The 20315-nt window shown below is 73.8% G+C and carries 19 protein-coding genes; 10 read left to right on the top strand and 9 right to left on the bottom strand.

What is annotated here, in order from left to right:
* Nucleotides 1-6 precede the first annotated feature (6 nt).
* The 6 genes from dapD to AC2EAQ_RS04680 are packed head-to-tail and all read right to left on the bottom strand — an operon-like array spanning nt 7 to nt 4336.
* Complete coding sequence (gene dapD / locus AC2EAQ_RS04705) at nt 7-831, bottom strand: 2,3,4,5-tetrahydropyridine-2,6-dicarboxylate N-succinyltransferase (protein ID WP_484640625.1); 825 nt, start codon at nt 829-831, stop codon at nt 7-9.
* Nucleotides 828-2036, bottom strand: a complete 1209-nt coding sequence (dapC, locus tag AC2EAQ_RS04700) for a succinyldiaminopimelate transaminase (protein ID WP_484640624.1) — start codon at nt 2034-2036, stop codon at nt 828-830. The genes dapD and dapC overlap by 4 nt, the downstream gene beginning before the upstream one ends.
* A gap of 40 nt (nt 2037-2076) precedes the next feature.
* Complete coding sequence (locus tag AC2EAQ_RS04695) at nt 2077-2511, bottom strand: SET domain-containing protein (RefSeq protein ID WP_484640623.1); 435 nt, start codon at nt 2509-2511, stop codon at nt 2077-2079.
* A complete protein-coding gene (locus tag AC2EAQ_RS04690; protein WP_484640622.1) occupies nt 2489-3016 on the bottom strand; it encodes a GNAT family N-acetyltransferase in 528 nt (175 codons plus the stop codon). The genes AC2EAQ_RS04695 and AC2EAQ_RS04690 overlap by 23 nt, the downstream gene beginning before the upstream one ends.
* Nucleotides 3013-3453 carry a preQ(1) synthase gene (queF, locus tag AC2EAQ_RS04685; RefSeq protein WP_484640621.1) on the bottom strand — a complete coding sequence of 147 codons (441 nt, stop codon included), beginning with the start codon at nt 3451-3453 and terminating at the stop codon, nt 3013-3015. Before queF ends, AC2EAQ_RS04690 begins: the two co-directional genes overlap by 4 nt.
* Before the next feature lie 28 nt (nt 3454-3481).
* Complete coding sequence (locus AC2EAQ_RS04680) at nt 3482-4336, bottom strand: nucleotide-binding protein (protein ID WP_484640620.1); 855 nt, start codon at nt 4334-4336, stop codon at nt 3482-3484.
* A gap of 236 nt (nt 4337-4572) precedes the next feature.
* On the opposite strand from AC2EAQ_RS04680, the gene smc reads away from it, so the two are divergent.
* The 8 genes from smc to AC2EAQ_RS04640 all read left to right on the top strand — a co-directional run bounded on the left by smc (nt 4573) and on the right by AC2EAQ_RS04640 (nt 15753).
* Nucleotides 4573-8088 carry a chromosome segregation protein SMC gene (gene smc / locus AC2EAQ_RS04675; RefSeq protein WP_484640619.1) on the top strand — a complete coding sequence of 1172 codons (3516 nt, stop codon included), beginning with the start codon at nt 4573-4575 and terminating at the stop codon, nt 8086-8088.
* Between the two features lie 6 nt (nt 8089-8094).
* Nucleotides 8095-8589 carry a GNAT family N-acetyltransferase gene (locus tag AC2EAQ_RS04670; RefSeq protein WP_484640617.1) on the top strand — a complete coding sequence of 165 codons (495 nt, stop codon included), beginning with the start codon at nt 8095-8097 and terminating at the stop codon, nt 8587-8589.
* 6 nt (nt 8590-8595) lie between these two features.
* Nucleotides 8596-9636 (top strand): cell division protein FtsZ, encoded by a 1041-nt coding sequence (locus AC2EAQ_RS04665; protein WP_484640615.1) that lies wholly within the window; start codon nt 8596-8598, stop codon nt 9634-9636.
* Nucleotides 9633-10121 carry a GNAT family N-acetyltransferase gene (locus AC2EAQ_RS04660; protein WP_484640614.1) on the top strand — a complete coding sequence of 163 codons (489 nt, stop codon included), beginning with the start codon at nt 9633-9635 and terminating at the stop codon, nt 10119-10121. The genes AC2EAQ_RS04665 and AC2EAQ_RS04660 overlap by 4 nt, the downstream gene beginning before the upstream one ends.
* 21 nt (nt 10122-10142) lie before the next feature.
* Complete coding sequence (gene ligA / locus AC2EAQ_RS04655; RefSeq protein ID WP_484640613.1) at nt 10143-12185, top strand: NAD-dependent DNA ligase LigA; 2043 nt, start codon at nt 10143-10145, stop codon at nt 12183-12185.
* Nucleotides 12182-13087: an ROK family protein gene (locus AC2EAQ_RS04650; protein ID WP_484640611.1), complete on the top strand. Its 906-nt coding sequence runs from the start codon at nt 12182-12184 to the stop codon at nt 13085-13087. The genes ligA and AC2EAQ_RS04650 overlap by 4 nt, the downstream gene beginning before the upstream one ends.
* 37 nt (nt 13088-13124) lie before the next feature.
* Nucleotides 13125-13661 carry a peptide deformylase gene (gene def, locus AC2EAQ_RS04645; RefSeq protein WP_484640610.1) on the top strand — a complete coding sequence of 179 codons (537 nt, stop codon included), beginning with the start codon at nt 13125-13127 and terminating at the stop codon, nt 13659-13661.
* Nucleotides 13662-13848: 187 nt separating this feature from the next.
* Complete coding sequence (locus AC2EAQ_RS04640) at nt 13849-15753, top strand: DUF6600 domain-containing protein (protein WP_484640609.1); 1905 nt, start codon at nt 13849-13851, stop codon at nt 15751-15753.
* A gap of 42 nt (nt 15754-15795) precedes the next feature.
* On the opposite strand, the gene AC2EAQ_RS04635 is transcribed toward AC2EAQ_RS04640, so the two are convergent.
* Entirely contained in the window at nt 15796-16416 is a 621-nt protein-coding gene (locus AC2EAQ_RS04635) for an arylesterase (protein WP_484640608.1), read from the bottom strand.
* Between the two features lie 94 nt (nt 16417-16510).
* Between AC2EAQ_RS04635 and AC2EAQ_RS04630 the strand changes: the two genes are divergently transcribed.
* The gene (locus tag AC2EAQ_RS04630; RefSeq protein ID WP_484640607.1) at nt 16511-17197 is read left to right on the top strand and encodes an ABC transporter ATP-binding protein; all 687 of its coding nucleotides are present in this window, start codon (nt 16511-16513) and stop codon (nt 17195-17197) included.
* Nucleotides 17198-17228: 31 nt separating this feature from the next.
* On the opposite strand, the gene AC2EAQ_RS04625 is transcribed toward AC2EAQ_RS04630, so the two are convergent.
* On the bottom strand, nt 17229-18194 hold the full coding sequence (locus AC2EAQ_RS04625) for an alpha/beta fold hydrolase (protein ID WP_484640606.1): 966 nt from the start codon (nt 18192-18194) through the stop codon (nt 17229-17231).
* Nucleotides 18191-18931, bottom strand: a complete 741-nt coding sequence (locus AC2EAQ_RS04620; RefSeq protein ID WP_484640605.1) for a sulfurtransferase — start codon at nt 18929-18931, stop codon at nt 18191-18193. The genes AC2EAQ_RS04625 and AC2EAQ_RS04620 overlap by 4 nt, the downstream gene beginning before the upstream one ends.
* A 50-nt stretch (nt 18932-18981) precedes the next feature.
* Here AC2EAQ_RS04620 and AC2EAQ_RS04615 point away from each other — a divergent pair, with 50 nt between their 5' ends.
* Nucleotides 18982-20250: a patatin-like phospholipase family protein gene (locus AC2EAQ_RS04615; RefSeq protein ID WP_484640604.1), complete on the top strand. Its 1269-nt coding sequence runs from the start codon at nt 18982-18984 to the stop codon at nt 20248-20250.
* Nucleotides 20251-20315 lie beyond the last annotated feature (65 nt).

Below are 20315 nucleotides of genomic sequence, written 5' to 3'. Positions count from 1 at the left end.
TCATCCTCAGGCCCTCAGAAGTTCGTTGATGCTCGTCTTGGCGCGCGTGCCCGCGTCGACCTTCTTGACGATCACGGCACAGTACAACGAGTGGCTGCCGTCGGCGGCGGGCAAATTACCGGAAACCACGACCGACCCGGCGGGCACGCGGCCATAGATCACTTCGCCCGTGGCACGGTCGTAGATCTTGGTGCTCTGGCCGATGAACACGCCCATCGAGATGACCGAGTTCTCCTCGACGATCACGCCCTCGACGATCTCGGAGCGCGCGCCGATGAAGCAGTTGTCCTCGATGACGGTCGGGTTGGCCTGCAGGGGCTCGAGCACGCCGCCGATGCCCACGCCGCCGGACAGGTGCACGTTCTTGCCGATCTGGGCGCACGAGCCGACGGTGGCCCAGGTGTCGACCATCGAGTTCTCGCCGACGTAGGCGCCGATGTTGACGTAGCTGGGCATCAGCACCGCGCCGCGCGCGATGAAGCTGCCGCGCCGCGCCACCGCCGGCGGCACCACGCGCACGCCGGCCTCGCGCAGCTGGGCCTCGTCGAGGTGCGCGAACTTGGTCGGCACCTTGTCGTAGAAGCCCAGGTCGCCGGCGCGCATCGGCTGGTTGTCGGTGAGCCGGAACGACAGCAGCACGGCCTTCTTGACCCACTGGTTCACCGTCCACTGGCCCACGCCCTGGCGCTCGGCCACGCGCAGGCGGCCGGCGTTGAGCTCGCCGATGGTCTCCTCGACCGCGGCCTTGAGCTCGGGGGCATTCGTCGGGTCGAGCTTGGCGCGGTGTTCCCACGCGACGTCGATGGTGGCTTGCAGGTCGGTGTAGTTCATTGGCTGAGGTTCCGGGTGAAGGCGACGATGCGCTCGGCGGCTTCGACGCACTCGTCGACGCCGGCCACCAGCGCCATGCGGATGCGACCGGCGCCTGGGTTGATACCGTGGGCCTCGCGGGCGAGCAGGCTGCCGGGCAGGACCGCGACATTGTATTGAGCGAGCAGCTGCCGCGCGTACTCGACGTCGTCGCCACCGAGCACCTGCCGCGGCACGCCGGCCCAGAGGTAGAAGCCGGCGTCGGGCAGGGCCACGTCCAGCACGCCGGCCAGCATCGGCGTGACGCGCTCGAACTTGCGCCGGTACAGCTCGCGGTTGGCCACCACGTGCGCCTCGTCGTTCCACGCCGCGATGCTGGCGGCCTGCACCACCGGGCTCATCGCGCTGCCGTGGTAGGTGCGGTAGAGCAGGAAGCTCCTGAGGATCGCCGCGTCGCCGGCGACGAAGCCCGAGCGCATGCCCGGCACGTTGCTGCGCTTGGACAGGCTGGTCAGCACCACGAGGCGCCGGTAGTCGTCGCGACCGAGCGCCCGCGCGGCCTGCAGCCCGCCCAGCGGCGCCGCGTCGCGGAACCAGATCTCCGAGTAGCACTCGTCGCTGGCGATCACGAAGCCGTGGCGGTCGGACAGTTCGAACAGCGTGCGCCACTCCTCCAGCGGCATCACCGCGCCGGTCGGGTTGCCCGGCGAGCACACGTACACCAGCTGGGTGCGGGCCCAGGTGGCCTCGTCGATGGCCGACCAGTCGGGCGCGAAGTTGCGTGCCGGGTCGCTGTTGGCGAACGCCGTGGTGGCGCCCGCGAGCAGGGCCGCGCCTTCGTAGATCTGATAGAACGGATTGGGGCTCAGCACGGTGGCGCCGGGGCGCGTGGCGTCCACCACCGTCTGCGCCAGCGCGAACAGCGCCTCGCGCGAGCCGTTCACCGGCAGCACCTGGGTGGCCGGGTCCAGCGCGACGCCGTAGCGGCGCTGCACCCAGGCGGCACAGGCCTCGCGCAGCGCCGGCTCGCCCGCCGTGGCGGGGTAGACCGACAGGCCCTTGAGCGAGGCCAGGAGCGCGTCCTCGATCAGTGGCGGCGTGGGGTGCTTGGGCTCGCCGATGCCCAGCGAAATCGGCCGGTGGGCCGGCGACGGCACGACGCCGGCCGTGAGCTGGCGCAGGCGCTCGAAGGGGTAGGGGTGCAATCGCCCCAGCAGCGGATTCATGCGGACGATGATAGGCGAGGGGGCCGTGCGGGCGGCGCCGTCAGAGCGCGCCGCGGCAGCCCTCGGCGCCGCAGCGGCAGGCCAGCTTGCCGTCGTGGTGGGTCTGGCCGTAGTCCACCGTCAGTTCCTCGCCGGGCGCCACCACGCGCAGCGAGAAGAACTCGACCCGGCCGTTCTCGATCGACAGCCGCGCGTTCGGCCGGCAGCTGTGGTTCGTGAAGCGCATCGGGTCGGTCGAGCGCGAGAAGTCGATCGCGCGGCGGCGCGACAGCTCCACGATCATGATCCGCTCGTGCCGCGTGGCGCGGATGCGCGCGTCCTCCACGCTGATCGCCTCGCCGCGGATCTCGCCGATCTTGACCAGCGCGGGTATCGGCTCGGCCGCGAACACGCCGTGCCCGTCGATCGCGCTCGGGCGCACGTCGACGGCGTACTTCTGGTACGGCCGTCGTTCAACCGCGGGCGGGGTTGTCATGCTCGTAGACCTCGACCGGTGTGCCCAGCAGGTCGGCGTCGGCGCTGCGCGTCGCGCCGAGCGCCAGCGCCACGCGCACCGAGCGCTCGTTGCCGTGCTGGATGAAGCTCGTCAGGCGTTCGCCCGGGCGCTGCCTGCGCGCGTGGGCCAGGGCCGCCGCGGCCGCCTCGCGCGCATAGCCGCGGCCCCAGGCCGCGCGTGCCAGCACCCAGCCGCATTCCAGCGCGGGCCAGTATGGCGGGTGATGCAGGCCGACGCGGCCGATGAAGCTGCCGTCCTCCTGCCGCTGCACCGCCCACATGCCGATACCGCGCAGCGCCCAGTGGCCGTTGAAGCCGGCCATCGTGCGCCACGCGGTGTTGCGGTCCACCGTGTCGCCGCTGCCGATGTAGCGCATCACCTCGGGGTCGGCGCTCATCGCCGCGAAGGCATCGAGGTCGTCCTCGCGGAATGCCCGCAGCAGCAGGCGCCCGGTGGTGATCTCCGGGATCTCGAACCGGCTCACTCGGCGCGCGGCAGGTCGACCCGCGGCGCGGGCTTCCAGCCCTTGGCGCGATGCTCGGCGGTGACGTAGGTGCGGATGCCGCCGCGCACGAACCAGTCGGCATGGATGCGGGCGAAGCGCGGCTTCATCGCGGCCACCAGGTCGGACAGGATCGCGTTGGTGACCTTCTCGTGGAAGGCGCCCTCGTTGCGGAAGCTCCAGAAGTACTGCTTCAGGCTCTTCGTCTCGACGCAGTGCGCGTCGGCGATGTATTCGATGGTGAAGTGGGCGAAGTCCGGCTGGCCCGTCAGCGGGCACAGGCAGGTGAACTCGGGCACCTCGAAGCGGATGACGTAGTCGCGCTCGGGCGCCGGGTTGGGGAACACGTCGAGCGTGCGGCTGGGGGCGGAGGGGGGCGTCGCGGGGCGGGCCCGCGTGCCGACTTTGATCTTGGCCATGGGGCGGATTGTGCCGCCCGCGGGCGGGTCAGGCCCGGGCCCAGGGCCACCAGGCGGCGCCGAACCAGCGCCGCGGCTCGGTGCGCGGGCGCGCCGCCGCGGGCCGCAGCGCGGCGGCCAGGTCCTCGAGCACCGGACGCGCCGGTCCGGGCGACCGCACCACGCGCCGCACCTCGGCCGCGGGCGGCGGCTCGGGCTGCTCCAGCGCGCCGGCCTGCGACGGCGTGCCCAGTTCCTGGCTGGCCCACAGCGGGTCGAGCCAGTCCAGCAGGGGCTGCCACTGGTCGCGGTCGGCCTGCACCTTGGAGGCGGGCACGTCGAAGATGGTCAGACCGCGCTCAACGCAGCGCACGTAGTTCTGGGTGTCGCGCAGCACGCCCAGGAAGGGCGCGCCGATCACGTCGGCCCAGGCGCGCAGCGTGGTCTCGCCGCGGGTGCGGGCGTCGATGCGCATGCCCACCACCGCCACGCGGCAGCGGCCGCTGGCCACGCGCGGGTGCGCGGCCAGTTCGGCCCAGCACTGGGCGGCGGCGTCGCGGTCGAAGGCGGACTCGCACACCGGCATCAGGATCGCGTCGGCGCTCATCACCACCCGCGCCAGCTCGTGTCCGTGCAGGCCGCCCGGGGTGTCCAGCACGACATGGGTGACGCCGGCCGGCGGCCGCAGCGTGCGCTGCGGGTCCACCACCCAGCTCACGATCGGCCGGTCGCGCGCCAGCGGCTCCATCGCGCGGCGCTTGAGCCAGATGAGGGTGGACTTCTGCCGGTCCACGTCGCCCAGCATCACGGGCAGCCCGAGGCTGGCCGCATGGCCGGCCAGGTGCGTGGCCAGCGTGCTCTTGCCGCTGCCACCCTTGGGGTTGACGATCGCGATGACGGGCATGGAACCGGTCTGAAGTTGGCCAAATTGTGGGCTGGGCCCCTGCGCCGGACGCGGGCGTATTGCACGGCCGGGGCGGCGGCGTGGGGGCGGACGACGCCCGGGGGGCCGGTGCTATCATGGTTTCGACCCGGCAGCCTCGAAACTGGCGGGTTTTTCCATACAAATCAAACACTTGGCAACGCCGACGCGCTCCGTCGGCGTTGCGCGTTTCAGAGCCCGCCGACGGCCGTTTTGCGATGCGCCTCACCTCGATCAAGCTTTCGGGCTTCAAGTCCTTCGCCGAGCCCACGACGTTCCAGCTGCCGGGTCAGCTCGTCGGTGTGGTGGGCCCCAACGGCTGCGGCAAGTCCAACATCATCGATGCGGTGCGCTGGGTGCTTGGCGAGAGCAAGGCCAGCGAGCTGCGCGGCGAGTCGATGCAGGACGTGATCTTCAACGGCTCGGGCCAGCGCAAGCCGGCCGGACGCGCCAGCGTCGAACTGGTGTTCGACAACACCGCGGCGCGCGCCGGCGGCCAGTGGAACCAGTTCAGCGAGATCGCCGTCAAGCGCGTGCTCACGCGCGACGGCACCAGCAGCTACTACATCAACAACCAGCCGGTGCGCCGGCGCGACGTGCAGGACGTGTTCCTGGGCACCGGCCTCGGGCCGCGAGCCTACGCGATCATCGGCCAGGGCACGATCAGCCGCATCATCGAGAGCAAGCCCGAGGAACTGCGCATGTTCCTCGAGGAAGCCGCGGGCGTGTCCAAGTACAAGGAGCGCCGCCGCGAGACCGAGAACCGGCTCAAGGACACGCGCGAGAACCTGACCCGCGTGGAGGACATCCTGCGCGAGCTGGGCACCAACCTCGACAAGCTCGAGCAGCAGGCCGTGGTGGCGCAGCAGTACCGCGCGCTGCAGGACGAGGGCACGCTCAAGCTGCACCAGCTGTGGTTCCTGAAGCACCGCGACGCGGCCAAGGAAGAGGAGCGGGTCAAGAAGGCGGTGGCCGACGCGCAGGTGGCGCTGGAAGAGCGCATCGCCCAGCTGCGCCACGTCGAGTCCGACCTGGAGACCGTGCGCCAGACCCACTACGAGGCCGGCGACGCGCTGCACGCGGCGCAGGGATCGCTCGCCGAGGCGGCCATGGAAGCCAGCCGGCTCGAAGAGCGCATCCGCTACGTGGTGGACAGCCGCCAGCGCGTGGAGCAGCGCATCGCCGAGCTGGCGGCGCAGGACGCGATGTGGCAGCAGCGCAGCGCCGAGGCCGCCGCCGAGGTGGAGGCCATCGCCGGCCAGATCGCCGCCGCCGACGAGGACGCCGCCACGCTGGCGGCCCAGGCCGAGGACCACGCCGGCCAGCTGCCCGCGTTCGAGGACGCGCTGCGCGGCGCGCAGTCGCGCAGCAACGAGCAGCGCGTCAAGGTGGCCGAGGTGCAGCAGCAGATCCAGCTGCTGGCCGCCGACAGCCGCAACGTCGACGAGCAGTCGCGCAGCCTGAAGTCGCGCCGCGAGCGCCTGGCCGCCGAGCGCCAGGGCCTGTCCGCCCCCGACACGGCGCGCCTGGCCGAGCTGAAGACTCGCACCGCCGCCGCCGACGCCGCCAAGGACGAGGCCGAGGCGCGTCTTGCGCAGCTGACCGAGGAGGTGCCCGCGCTCGACGAGCAGCGGCGCGGCCTGCAGGAGGCCGCCAACCGCGAGTCGGCACGGCAGTCCGACCTGAGTGCCCGACTGGAAGCGCTGCGTGCGCTGCAGGCCAAGGTGCAGACCGAAGGCAAGCTCAAGCCCTGGCTGGTGCGCCACGGGCTGGACTCGCTGCAGGGCCTGTGGACCCAGGTGCACATCGAGGCCGGCTGGGAGACCGCACTGGAATCGGCGCTGCGCGAACGCCTCAATGCGCTGGAAGTCGGCCGCGTCGAGACCGTGCGCGCCTTCGCCGACGACGCGCCGCCGGCCAAGCTGGCCTTCTACACGCGGCCGCCGGCCGGCAGCGCCAGCACGCACCAGACCCTGCCGCGCCTGGCCGACCTGCTGCGCCTGGGCGACGCCGGCCTGAAGGCCCTGCTGGGCGACTGGCTCGAGGGCGTGTACACCGCGGCCAGCTTCGACGAGGCCCTGGCGCACCGCGGCAAGCTCACCCACGGCGAGGTGATCATGACCCGCGAGGGCCATGCGGTGTCGCAGTACGCCGTGGCCTTCTACGCGCCCGACGACGAGCGCGCCGGCCTGCTGGCGCGCGCGCAGGAGATCGAGAACCTCGAGCGCCAGCAGCGCGCCCAGGCCCTGATCAGCGAGGAGGCGCGCTCGGCGCTGGTGCGCTGCGAGGCGGCCTACACCGAGGCGTCGCTCAAGCTGGCCAGCCTGCGCCGCGAGGCTGCCGAGGCGCAGACCCGCGCCCACGGCCTGCATGTGGAACTGCTGCGCCTGTCGCAGCAGGCGGAAGCCGCCAGCGCGCGCAGCAGCCAGCTCGACGAGGAACTGGCCGAGATCGATGCCCAGCTCGAGGCCCTCGCCGAGCGGCGCGCCACCGGCGAGGCGCGCTTCGAGGAGCTGGACATGCAGCTGGCCACGACGCAGGAGCGCCATGCCGAGCTCGACGAGGCCGTGATCGCCGCCGAGCGCAAGCTCGCCGACGCGCGCGAGCAGGGCCGTGCGCTGGAGCGGCGCGCCCAGGAGGCGCAGTTCCAGTCGCGCACGCTGGCGGCGCGCCGCGGCGAGCTGCAGCGCGCCATCGAGACCGCGACGCAGCAGGTCGCCGCCAACGTGCAGGCGGCGGAACAGGCGCGCACGGAGCTGGCGTCGCTGGACGATGCGGCGGCGCAGGCCGGCCTGCAGACGGCGCTGGCGCTCAAGCTCGAGCGCGAGCAGGCCCTGGCCGCCCAGCGCAGCCTGTACGACGACCTGTCGGCGCGGCTGCGCGCCTTCGACGAGCAGCGCATGGGCCTGGAGCGCGGCCTCGATCCGCTGCGCGAAAAGATCACCAAGCTGCAGCTCGAGGAGCAGGCGGCGTCGCTGGGCGGGGCCCAGTACATGGAACAGCTCGTCGCCGCGGCGGTGGACCTGGCCGTGCTGGCGCAGGGCATCGAGTCCGGCGGCGTGCGCCTGGCCGGCCTGCAGGGCGAGATCGACCGCCTCCACCGCGAGGTGGAGGCGCTGGGCGCGGTGAACCTGGCCGCGCTGGAGGAGCTGACCACATCGCGCGAGCGCAAGCAGTTCCTCGACGCGCAGGACGCCGACCTGCGCGAGGCGATGGCCACGCTGGAAGCCGCCATCAAGACCATCGACGGCGAGACGCGCGACCTGCTGGCGCAGACCTTCAACCAGGTCAACGAGCAGTTCGGCCGCATGTTCCCCACGCTGTTCGGCGGCGGCACCGCGAAGCTGGTGATGACCGGCGACGAGATCCTCGACGCCGGCGTGCAGGTGATGGCCCAGCCGCCCGGCAAGAAGAACAGCACGATCCACCTGCTGTCCGGCGGCGAGAAGGCGCTGACCGCGATCGCGCTGGTGTTCGCGATCTTCCAGCTCAACCCGGCGCCGTTCTGCCTGCTCGACGAGGTGGACGCGCCGCTGGACGACGCCAACACCGAGCGCTACGCCAAGCTGGTTACCGAGATGAGCCAGGCCACGCAGTTCCTGTTCATCAGCCACAACAAGATCGCGATGGAGATGGCGCAGCAGCTCATCGGCGTGACCATGCAGGAGCAGGGCGTCTCGCGCATCGTGGCGGTGGACATGGACGCCGCGGTCACCATGGCCCAGGCGGCCTGACGCGCCGTGGCGATCGAGGTCCGGCCGATCGCCCTGGAGCACGCGGCCGGCTTCCATGCCTGCCTCGACGTGGTGGCGCGCGAGAAGCGCTACCTCGCGCAGACCCAGGCGCTGCCGCTGGCGCGCGTCGAGGGCTTCGTGCGCGACAGCGTGGCCGGCGACGCGATCCAGTTCGTGGCGCTCGACGGTGACCGCGTGGTGGGCTGGTGCGACATCTTTCCCGACTGGGCCGACGCGGTGCGCCACATCGGCCGCGTCGGCATGGGCCTGCTGCCCGAGGCGCGCGGCCGGGGCGTCGGCGAGCGGCTGCTGCGCGCCTGCCTCGACAAGGCGCGTGCCAAGGGCCTGACGCGCATCGAGCTGCACGTGCGCGCCGACAACGCGCGCGCCATCGCGCTGTACCGGCGCGTCGGCTTCGCGCAGGAGGCCGTGATGCCGCGCGGCATGCGCTTCGACGGCGTGTACTACGATGGCCTCCAGATGAGCCTGCTGCTCGACTGACGCCCGATGAACCTCACCACCGCCCTCGTGCTGGCTGCCCTGGCCGTGCTGGGTGCGTTGGCGCTGCATGGCTGGTGGAGCGCGCGCCGGGCGGCACCGCGCCGGGCGGCCGGCCCGGTGCAGCCGGAGCCCGGCCCGCAGCGCGAGCGCGTCGAGCCCACGCTGGGCGACCTGCCGGCCACCGGTGCCGAACCGGTGCTCGCCACACCCGCGCCGCGCCGCGCGACCGCGCGGCTGGACCCGCTGATCGACGCCCTGGCCACGCTGGCGCTGGAGTCGCCGGTCACCGGCGACACCGTGCTGGCGCACCTGCCGCCGTCGCGCCGTGCCGGCGGCAAGCCGCTGCACGTGGAAGGGCTCGACACCGAGACCGGCCAGTGGGAGGCGCCGCGTGCCGGTGCCCGCTATGGCGAGTTGCAGGCCGGCGTGCAGCTGGCCAATCGCAGCGGCGCGCTCAACGAGATCGAGTACTCGGAGTTCGTGCAGAAGATCCAGACCTTCGCCGACGCCATCGGCGCGGTGCCGGACTTCCCCGACATGCTCGACGTGGTGGCCCGCGCACGCGAGCTCGACGCGTTCGCCAGCGACCACGACGCCAACCTGCTGGTGCACCTGCAGGCCGATTCGGTGGCCTGGAGCGTCGGCTACGTGCGCCAGTGCGCCGAGCGCCATGGCTTCGTGCCCGGCAACCTGCCCGGCCGGATGGTGCTGCCGTCACCGGAGGAGGGCGCGCCGCCGGTGCTGGTGCTGTCGTTCGACGCACAGGCGGCGCTGTCGGACGAACCGCAGCAGTCGGCCGTGCGGCGGGTCACGCTGTCGCTCGACGTGGGCCAGTCGCCGGAGTCGGCCGAGCCCTTCGCCGCCTGGCAGCAGGCCATCCGCGCCCTGGCCGACGAGATGGACGCGCAGGCGGTCGACGACGACGGCCGGCCGATCACGCTGCAGCACTACACCACCATCGCCGCCGAGCTGAGCCGCCTGTACCTGGCGCTGGCCTCGCGCGACATGGCTGCCGGCTCGCCGGCCGCGCGCCGGCTGTTCCAGTGAAACCGGCGTACCGGCAGGCCGGCCCGGCCGACGTGGCGGCGCTGTCCGCGCTGTACCGCGCCACCGCGCTGGCGCTCGGGCCGCAGGTGTATTCGGCCGAGCAGGTCCAGGCCTGGGCCCGCTCCACCGACGACGCGCAGCGCTTCGCCGCCTATGTGCTCGATGCCCGCACCTGGATCGCCGACGACGCGTCGGGCGTGCCGCTCGGCTTCTGCGGCGTCGCCGTGCACGGCATGGTGGGCGAGGTGCATTCGCTGTACGTCAGGGCCGACGCCACGCGCCGCGGCCTGGGCACGGCCCTGCTGGCCCACGCGCTGGGCGATGCGCGGGCCCGGGGTGCAAGGGCGTTCGAAGCCTGGGCCACGCCCTTTTCCCGGCCGGTCTTCGAGCGCGCCGGCTTCACGCTGCGCGGCGCGGTGACCGAGCCCTACCAGGGCGTCCTGTTCGAGCGCTACCGCATGGCCACGCCCGGCGTCGCGGGCTGAGCCTTGCCTACACTGCCGGCCATGCAAGACGCCGCCCCGCGCGCCGCCGAACTGCGCGCCCAGCTCCAGCGCCACGCGCACCTGTACTACGTGCTCGACGCGCCCGAGATCCCGGACGCCGAGTACGACCGGCTGTTCCGCGAGCTGCAGGCGATCGAGGCGGCACATCCCGAACTGCGCACCGCCGACTCGCCGACGCAGCGCGTCATCGGCCAGGTGCTGCCGGGGCTGCGGCCGGTGCGCCATGCGGTGCCGATGCTGTCCATCGAGACCGAGACGGACACCTCGCCCGACGGCGCGCGCCGCTTCGACGAGCGGGTGCGCAATGCGCTCGGGCTCGCGCCCGACGCGCCGCCGGTGGCCTACGCGGCCGAGCTCAAGTTCGACGGGCTGGCGATCAACCTGCGCTACGAGCACGGCGTGCTGGTGCTGGGCGCCACGCGCGGCGACGGCGAGACCGGCGAAGACGTCACTCAGAACGTGCGCACCATCGGCCAGGTGCCGCTGCGGCTGGCCGGCGCGAGCGCGCCGGTGATCGAGGTGCGCGGCGAGGTCTACATGCGGCGCGACCGCTTCGAGGCGCTCAACGCCGCGCAGCGCGCCGCCGGCGAGAAGACCTTCGTCAACCCGCGCAACACGGCCGCGGGCGCGCTGCGCCAGCTCGACCCGGCCGTCACGGCGTCGCGGCCGCTGTCGTTCTTCGCCTACGGCCTGGGCGAGGTGCAGGGCTGGGACGTGCCGCCCACGCATTCGGGCCTGCTCGACGCGCTGGCGGCGATGGGCCTGCCGGTGTGCGCCGACCGCGTGGTGGCGGACGGCGCCGACGGCCTGGTGGCCTTCCACGCCGCGATCGGCGCGCGGCGCGACGCGCTGCCGTTCGACATCGACGGCGTGGTCTACAAGGTCAACGACCGGGCGCTGCAGCAGCAGCTGGGCTTCAAGACGCGCGAGCCGCGCTGGGCCGTGGCGCACAAGTACCCGGCGCAGGAGCAGATGACGCTGCTGCGCGACATCGACATCCAGGTCGGCCGCACCGGCAAGCTCACGCCGGTGGCCAAGCTGGAGCCGGTGTTCGTCGGCGGCACCACGGTCAGCAACGCCACGCTGCACAACGAGGACGAGGCCCGGCGCAAGGACGTGCGCATCGGCGACACGGTGATCGTGCGCCGTGCCGGCGACGTGATCCCCGAGGTGGTGGGCGTGGTGGCTGAGCGCCGCCCGGCCGACGCCGGCGAGCCCTTCGACCTGTACCGGCGCCTGGGCGGCCGCTGCCCGGTGTGCGGCAGCGCGATCGTGCGCGAGGAGGGCGAGGTCGACTGGCGCTGCTCTGGCGGCATCTCGTGCCCGGCGCAGCGCAAGCAGGCGATCCTGCACTTCGCGCAGCGCCGCGCGCTCGACATCGAGGGCCTGGGCGACAAGCTGGTGGACCAGCTCGTCGACGGCGGCGTGATCCGCGCGCTGCCCGACCTGTACCGCCTGGGCGTGGCCTCGCTGGCGCAGCTCGAGCGCATGGCCGACCGCAGCGCGGCCAACGTCGTGGCCGCGCTGGAGGCGTCCAAGCGCACCACGCTGCAGCGCTTCCTGTTCGGCCTGGGCATCCGCCACGTGGGCGAGACCACCGCGCGCGACCTGGCGCGCCACTTCGGCGCGCTCGACCGGCTGATGGACGCGAGCCTCGAGCAGCTGCTGGAGGTGCCCGACGTGGGCCCGACGGTGGCGCAGAGCGTGCGCACCTTCTTCGACCAGCCGCACAACCGCGAGGTCGTGGAGCAGCTGCGCGCCGCCGGCGTCACCTGGGACGAGCACGAGGGCGCGGCCAGCGCGCCGGCGGGTGCGCTGGCCGGCCGCACCTTCGTGCTCACCGGCACGCTGCCGACGCTGTCGCGCGACGAGGCCAAGGCCCTGATCGAGGCCGCGGGCGGCAAGGTGGCGGGCTCGGTGTCGAAGAAGACGCACTACGTGGTGGCGGGCGAGGAGGCGGGCAGCAAGCTCGACCGCGCGCGCGAGCTGGGCATCGAGGTGCTCGACGAGGCGGGCCTGCGCGCCCTGCTGGAGGCGGCATGAACGCGGCCCTGATCGGCATCGACCTCGGCGGCACCAAGATCGAGGTGGCCGCGCTGGCGCGCGACGACGGGCGCGTGCTGCTGCGCGAGCGCGTGCCCACGCCGGTGGGCGACTACGACGGCACGCTGGCCGCCATCGCCGGCCTGGTGCGGCGCGCCGAGGCCGCGATCGGCAGCGGCGCGCTGCCGGTGGGCGTGGGCATTCCCGGCTGCGTGTCGCCCGCCACCGGCCGGGTCAAGGGCGCCAACTCCACCGTGCTGATCGGGCGGGCGTTGCAGGACGACCTGGAGCGTGTCACCGGCCGGCCGGTGCGGCTGGCCAACGACGCCAACTGCCTGGCTGTCAGCGAGGCCGTCGACGGCGCGGGCGCCGGGGCCCGGGTGGTGTTCGCCGCGATCCTGGGCACCGGGGTCGGCGCGGGCATCGCGATCGACGGCACGGTCTGGGCCGGCGCCAACGGCATCGCCGGCGAGTGGGGCCACAACCCGGCGCCGCTGTTCGACGACGAGCCCGCGCCGCGGCCGTGCTGGTGCGGGCGCGGGGCCTGCAACGAGGCGCTGCTGTCCGGCCCGTCCTTCGCCGCCGACCATGCGCGGCGCCACGGCGGTGCGCTGAGCGCGCCACAGATCGTGCAGGCCGCGGCCGCGGGCGACGCTGCCTGCGCCGAATCGCTCGACCGCTACGCGGAGCGCCTGGCCCGGGCGCTGGCGCGGGTGGTCAACGTGATCGACCCCGACGTGGTCGTGCTGGGCGGCGGCATGAGCAACGTGGACGCGCTGTACGACGCGCTGCCGCGGCGCTGGGGCCCGCATGTGTTCAGCGACGCGGTCGTCACGCCGGTGCGGCGCGCGGTGCACGGAGATTCCTCCGGCGTGCGCGGTGCAGCCTGGCTGTGGCGCTAGCATCGGCCCCTCCACCCGACCCGAAGCTGCAACCGACATGGCTGTCCGCGAGATCCTGAAGATGGGCGACCCGCGCCTGCTGCGCGTGGCGCCGCCGGTCACCGCGTTCGACACGCCCGAGCTGCATTTGCTGGTGGCCGACATGTTCGAAACCATGGCCGCGGCGCAGGGCGCGGGCCTGGCCGCGCCGCAGATCGGCGTCGACCTGCAACTGGTGATCTTCGGCTTCGCGCGCAGCGAGCGCTACCCCGACGCGCCGCCGGTGCCGCGCACCGTGCTGTGCAACCCGGTGATCGAGCTGCTGTCCGACGCCATGGAGGACGGTTGGGAGGGCTGCCTGTCGGTGCCCGGGCTGCGCGGCGTGGTGCCGCGCTGGCAGCGCATCCGCTACCGCGGCTTCGACCCCTATGGCGACCCGATCGAGCGCGAGGCCGACGGCTTCCACGCCCGCGTGGTGCAGCACGAATGCGACCACCTGATCGGCCGCCTGTACCCCACGCGGATGACCGACCTGACTCGCCTGGGCTACACCAGCGTGCTGTTTCCCGATCTGGACCCGGCCGGGGACGATTGACATGACCGACACCGGCCCGCTGCGCTCGCGCCCCCCGAGGGGAGCCCGGGCCGCTGGGGGCAGCCCGGCACCGGCCCGAGGCGCCGCCGGGCTTACGTAAAGCAATATTGCTGCGTCAGCGTCGCCCCGCGATGCGGCGTTGAGCCGACCAGGCCCCCCCACGCCGGGGCGCCCCAGAGGAGATGCCATGTCCCTAGCCCCCCGCCCCCTGCCGCGGCCCCTGGTGCCGATGCGCGCCCTGGCCGGCATGGCCCTCGCCCTGGCCGCCCTGGTGGCCAGCGGCGCCGCCTGGGCCGACCCGCCCGGGCGCGTCGGCCGCATCGCCGACACCGACGGCACGGTGTGGTTCTACGACGACGAGGACGGCGACTGGATCCAGCCGCGCCGCAACCGGCCGCTCACCGAGGGCGACCGCCTGTCCACCGAGCGCGGCGCCCGCGCCGAGGTGCAGGTCGGCTCGGCCACGCTGCGGCTGGACGGCGGCACCGACATCGAGTTCGTGCAACTGGACGACGACCGCGTGCGCGTGCGGGTGCTGGGCGGCACGGTGGCGCTGCGCGTGCGCGGCGACAGCGCCCGCGAGTTCGCGCTGCTGGCCGCCGAAGGCCGCTACGAGCCGCTGCGCGGAGGGCGCTACCGCGTCGACGTGCGCAGCGACGGCAGCTTCGGCGCGGCACTGTCCGGCGCGCTGCGCTTCGAGGCCCGCGACAGCGTGCTCGACCTGGCCGCCGGCCAGCGGGCCGAGTTCTGGGTCGAGCGCGGCCAGACCCATTACGCCTGGGCCTCGATGCCCGACGACCGCTTCGGCGACTGGGTGGCGCGCCAGGACCGCGAGGACGACCGCGACCGCGAGCGCCAGCGCTACGTCTCGCCCGAGATGACCGGCGCCGAGGACCTGGACCGTTACGGCCGCTGGGACCGCCATCCCGACTACGGCGCGATCTGGTTCCCGACCGTGGTGGTGGCGGGCTGGGCCCCCTACCGCTATGGCCACTGGGCGCATGTGCGCCCCTGGGGCTGGACCTGGGTCGACGACGCGCCCTGGGGCTTCGCGCCGTTCCACTACGGCCGCTGGGTGCACTGGAACGGCCGCTGGGCCTGGGCGCCGGGCCAGTACGTCGCGCGTCCGGTGTTCGCGCCGGCCCTGGTGGCCTGGTTCGGCGGCCCGAACGTCAGCGTGGGCGTCAGCATCGGCGGCCCGTCGGTCGGCTGGGTGCCGCTGGGCCCGCGCGAGATCTACCACCCGACCTACCAGGTCACCAACATCTACGTGCGCAACGTCAACGTGACGCACCGCCACTGGCATGGCCCGAACCCGCGCTACGAGCGCACCGTGCCCACCGGGCCCATCAGCTATACCAACCAGGGCGTGGCCGGCGGCGTGACCGTGGTGCCGCAGGGCGTGATCCGCAACCGGCAGCCCGTGTCGGGTGCCGTGCTGCCGGTGGACGCGCCCACCATCGCCCGCTGGCAGCCCGGCGACCGCGGCGGCGCGCCCGACCGCGTGGTGGCCTCGGTGCCGGTGCCGCCGCCCGCGGCGCGTGGCATCGCGCCCCAGGCTGCGGTGCCGCAGGCACCGGGCGCCGTGCGCGTGGCGCCCTGGACGCCGCCGGGGCGCATCGGCGCGGCGCGCGGTGACGGTGGCGACACGGCCCGCGGCGCGCCGGACCGCGAGGTGCGCACGCTGCCGGAGCGCCAGCGCGTGATCACGCCGGCCGGCTCGCCGCAGCGCGATGTGCAGGAGCGCCGCGACGACGTCCGCATCGACGACAGCGGCCGGCGCGAACGGGGCCGTGACGACGACCGGCAGCGCGGCCGCGACGACGACCGCGCCCGCCAGCGCGCCGAGCCCGACGTGGACCGCCGCAGTGTGCAGCCGGTGCGGCCGGTGGCTCCCGTGGCCCCGGTGTCCCCGGTGGTGCCAGCCGTGCCGCGCGCCCAGCCCGTGCAGCCGGTGCAACCCGTTCAACCGGTGCAGCCGGGGCCGTCGCGTCGCGAGGACCGGCGCGAGGACCGCCGGGAAGATCGCCGGGACGACCGGCGCGACGATCGCCGTGGCGGCGACGTGTCGCGCGAGCAGCAGAACCGCTGAGGCGCGGCCGCCCGTGCGCCGGGGTGCGCCCGGCCGCAGCCGCTAGCGGGCGCCGGCCAGCAGCGGCCGCAGCACCGGCCACACGTTGGCCAGCATGCGCGGATGCGCCGCCTCGCGCGGGTGGATCCGGTCGGGCTGGAACATCGCCTCGGCGTCGGGCGCGTCGGCCACGCCGCGCAGCAGGAACGGCACCAGGGCCGCGCCCTCGGCCTGCGCCACCTTGGCGAACAGGCCGAAGAACGCGTCGCCGTACTGGCGCCCGTAGTTCGGCGGCACCTGCATGCCCACCAGCACGGCGCGCGCGCCGGCGGCACGCACCGCGCGCACCATCGTGGTCAGGTTGTCCTGCGTCATCGCCAGCGGCAGCCCGCGCAGGGCGTCGTTGCCGCCGAGTTCGATCACCACATGGGTGGGGCGGTGCTGCGCCAGCAGGGCCGGCAGGCGCGAGCGGCCACCCGACGTGGTGTCGCCGCTGATGCTGGCGTTGACCACGCGCACGGCCAGCTTGTCGCGCGCGATCTGCTGTTCCATCAGGGCCACCCAGCCGGTGCCGCGGGCCAGGCCGTATTCGGCCGACAGGCTGTCGCCCACCACCAGCACCACGGACGACCGGGGCGACGCGGCAGCCGCCGGGGCCTGCGCCGCCGCGCCTTTCGGGGGCATTGCAGAGCCCGCCGCGACGAGCAGGGCAATGCGGCTACAGTGAGCGAGCCAGGTGCGGCGCGTTGCCGTTGCCGACTTCCCGAAACCGAGCTTCATGCCTGCGTCACCCTTTCTGATCGAGGTCGAGCACGTGACCAAGCAGGTCGGCGACTCCACCGGCGTGCTGACGATTCTCCACGACATCCACTTCGCGCTCGCGCCACGCGAGTCGGTGGCCATCGTGGGCGCCTCCGGCTCGGGCAAGAGCACGCTGCTGTCGATCATCGCCGGCCTGGACGTGCCCACCTCGGGCACGGTCAAGCTGGCCGGCAAGGACCTGTTCGCGCTCGACGAGGACGCGCGCGCCGCGGTGCGTGCCAAGCGCATGGGCTTCGTGTTCCAGAGCTTCCAGTTGCTGTCCCACCTGACGGCCCTCGAGAACGTGATGCTGCCGCTGGAACTGCTGGGCCGGCGCGACGCGCGCGCCGTGGCGGCGGAGATGCTCGAACGCGTGGGCCTGGGGGAGCGGTTGACCCACTACCCGCGGCTGATGTCCGGCGGCGAGCAGCAGCGCGTGGCGCTGGCGCGTGCCTTCGTCGTCAAGCCCGCCGTGCTGCTGGCCGACGAGCCCACGGGCAGCCTCGACTTCGCCACCGGCGAGCGCGTGATGGAGCTGATGTTCGAGATGAACCGCGAGGCAGGCACCACGCTGCTGCTGGTCACGCACGACCGCGACATCGCCGCGCGCTGCCAGCAGCAGATCCGCATCGAGGCCGGGCGCATCGCCGCGCCGTCGGCCTGAGCGCGCGCCGCGTCCGCGTCCCTGCGCGCGCCTAGGCGGGCGGCAGGCCCAGGAACTCCAGCACCGGGCGCACGGTGCGCGCCGGGTCCTCCTCGTGGGGCACATGGCCGAGGTCGTCGAAGACCACGACCTGGGCGCCGCGGATGTCGGCGGCGAAGCGCTTCGCGGTGTCCGGCGGCACGAGGCGGTCGCGGCCGCCCCACAGCACCAGCGTGGGCTGCGTCAGCGACTTCAGGCGGTCGGCATGCGCGCCCATCTCCAGCTGCCGCATGCGCAGGCCCAGCGCGCGGCGGTTGCCGTCGCGCAGGGTGAGCTCGAAGTAGCGGTCGACCACCGGCTCCGTCAGGCGCGACGGGTCGCCGTAGACGCTCTGCACGCTCTGCGCCACCAGCGCGCGCGGCAGCAGGTGCTGGCCGATCCAGCCCAGCACCGGCAGCGCCGCGACGCGAAAGCCCAGCGGTACGTTGCCCGGCGAGAAGTCGTAGCCGGTGGCGTCCAGCAGCACCAGCCGGTCCACCCGCGCCGGCGCCATCGCGGCGGTGCGCCAGGCGATCTCGCCGCCGAGCGAGTTGCCGACGAGCACCGCGCGCTGCACCCGCAGCGCGTCCATCAGGTCGAGCACGAAGCGGGCGTAGGTGTCGCCGCGGTAGTCGTCGGCCGCATAGCCGCCGGGCGCACCGGAGAACGGGCCGGTGAGGCCGAAGCCGGGCAGGTCCACGCTGATGACGCGCCGGGACCGCGCCAGAACCGGCACCCATCCCTCCCAGGTGTGCAGGCTGGCGCCGGTGCCGTGCAGCAGCAGCAGCGGCGCCGGATCGCCGCGCGGCCCGACGTCGCGCAGGTGCACGATCTGGCCCTTGAACTCGATGAAGTCCGACGGCGGCGGCGCCCAGCGCGCCACCAGCGACTGCACCGGCCGGTCGGGCGCCCGCGACAGCGACACGGCCAGCGCCGTGAGCATCAGCAGCAGGCCGACGAGGCGCAGCAGCCAGCTCATGCGGCCGCCGGCGCGAGGCGCTCGTCCACCGCGCCGCGCTCGTCGAACACGACGCAGCGGCCATGCCAGTGGCGTGCGCCCAGCCGCTCCAGGTAGCCGAGGATGCCGCCGTCGAGCTGCCACACCGCATCGACGCCGGCCGCCTGCAGCGCCAGCGCGGCCTTCTCGCAGCGGATGCCGCCGGTGCAGTAGGTGACGACCGTGCGGCCCTCCAGCGCGTCGCGGTGCGAGGCGGCGGCCGCGGGGAAGTCGGAGAACTTCGCCAGGCGCCAGTCGATCGCGCCGTCGAACGCGCCGGCGTCGACCTCCCAGGCATTGCGCGTGTCCAGCAGCACCACCTCGCGGCCGGTGTCGTCGCGCCCGGCGTCGAGCCAGCGCGCCAGCGTGCCGGCATCCAGTGCCGGTGCGCGGCCCTGCACCGGGCACACCTGCGGCTGGTTCATGCGGATGATCTCGCGCTTGACCTTCACGCGCAGGCGCCGGAAGGGCAGGGTGTCGCTGAAGCTCTCGCGGGCCGCGAGCCCGGCCAGGCGGGGATCGTCCCCCAGGCCGGCCAGCCACCCGCGCGCTGCCGAGGGCTCGCCGGCCACGAAGAGGTTGATGCCTTCCTCGGCCAGCAGCACGGTGCCGCGCAGGCCGGCCGCGGCGGCGCGGTCCTCGATGCGCTGGCGCAGGGCGTCGAGTGCGTCGAGCGTCACGAAGCGGTAGGCGCTGAGGTTCAAGAAGGGGCCGGGCACGTCGAAATTCTACGAACTGCCCGACGGGCGCCCGGACACAATCTGCCGCCATGACCCCCGCGGATGCGCGCAGCGCGACCACCGGCCTGGTGCTGACCGGCGGCGGAGCGCGCGCGGCCTACCAGGTGGGCGTGCTGCGGGCGCTGGGGCGCATCCGGCGCGAGGTCGGGGCGCCTGCGCGCAACCCGTTCGGCATCATCACGGGCACGTCGGCCGGTGCCATCAACGCCGCCGCCCTGGCCTGCCAGGCCGACCGCTTCGACCATGCCGTGGCGGCCCTGGTGGACGTGTGGCGCCACTTCCGCGCCGACCAGGTGTACCGGGCCGACGCCTTCGGCGTGGTGCGCACCGGCGCGCGCTGGCTGACGATGCTGACGATGGGCTGGGCCCTGGCGCGCTGGCGCCGCGCCAGCCCGCGCTCGCTGCTCGACAACAGCCCGCTGGCCGAGCTGCTGCGCAAGGTGGTGGCGGTGGACCGGCTGCCCGCGCTGCTCGACGCCGGCCACCTGCAGGCGCTGGCGGTCACCGCGTCGAGCTACACCAGCGGCAACCACGTCACCTTCTGCCAGACCGCGCGGCCGTTCGAGCCGTGGCTGCGCTCGCAGCGCATCGCCGTGCCCAGCGAGATCGACACGCCGCACCTGCTGGCGTCGGCGGCGATCCCGTTCATCTTTCCGGCCGTGCCGCTGGCGGTGGGCGACCAGCGCGAATGGTGCGGCGACGGCTCGATGCGGCAGTCCGCGCCGCTGTCGCCCGCGGTGCACCTGGGGGCCCAGCGCGTGTTCGTCATCGGCGCCGGCCGTCTGCACGAGCCACCGGGCCAGCGCCGCGGCGACGGCGACTACCCGAGCCTGGCGCAGGTGGCCGGGCATGCGCTGTCGAACATCTTCCTGGATGCGCTGGCGGTGGACATCGAGCGCGCCCAGCGCATCAACCGCACGCTCGAACTGCTCGACCCGGCGCACCGCGACAAGTCCGCGCTGCGGCCGGTGGAGATCCTCGTGATCGCGCCCAGCCAGCGCCTGGACGACATCGCCTCGCGCCACGTGGAGTCGCTGCCCGCGCCGGTGCGCGCGTTGCTGCGCGGCATGGGCGTGGGCACGGGCGCCGGCGGCGGTCGAGGCGGCGCCGCGCTGGCCAGCTACCTGCTCTTCGAGCAGGGGTTCACGCGCGAACTGATCGCGCTGGGCATGGCCGACACGATGGCGCGCCGCGACGACGTGCTGGCCTTCTTCGGCTGGCCGAGCGATGCCATCGCGCTGGCGGACCGGGACCCGTCGCCCACCCACTGGGGCGGCCTCGACGACGCCGACGGCTGAGCGCCGGGGGGCCCGGCCGGGTGCGCCGGCCCGCGGCCGATAATGCGGGCCCAGCCGTTGCCTCC

The sequence above is a fragment of the Aquabacterium sp. T101 genome, from assembly GCF_057219775.1.
Note: the sequence above shows the minus strand (reverse complement) of the source record. Positions and strands in the feature narration are given on the sequence as shown.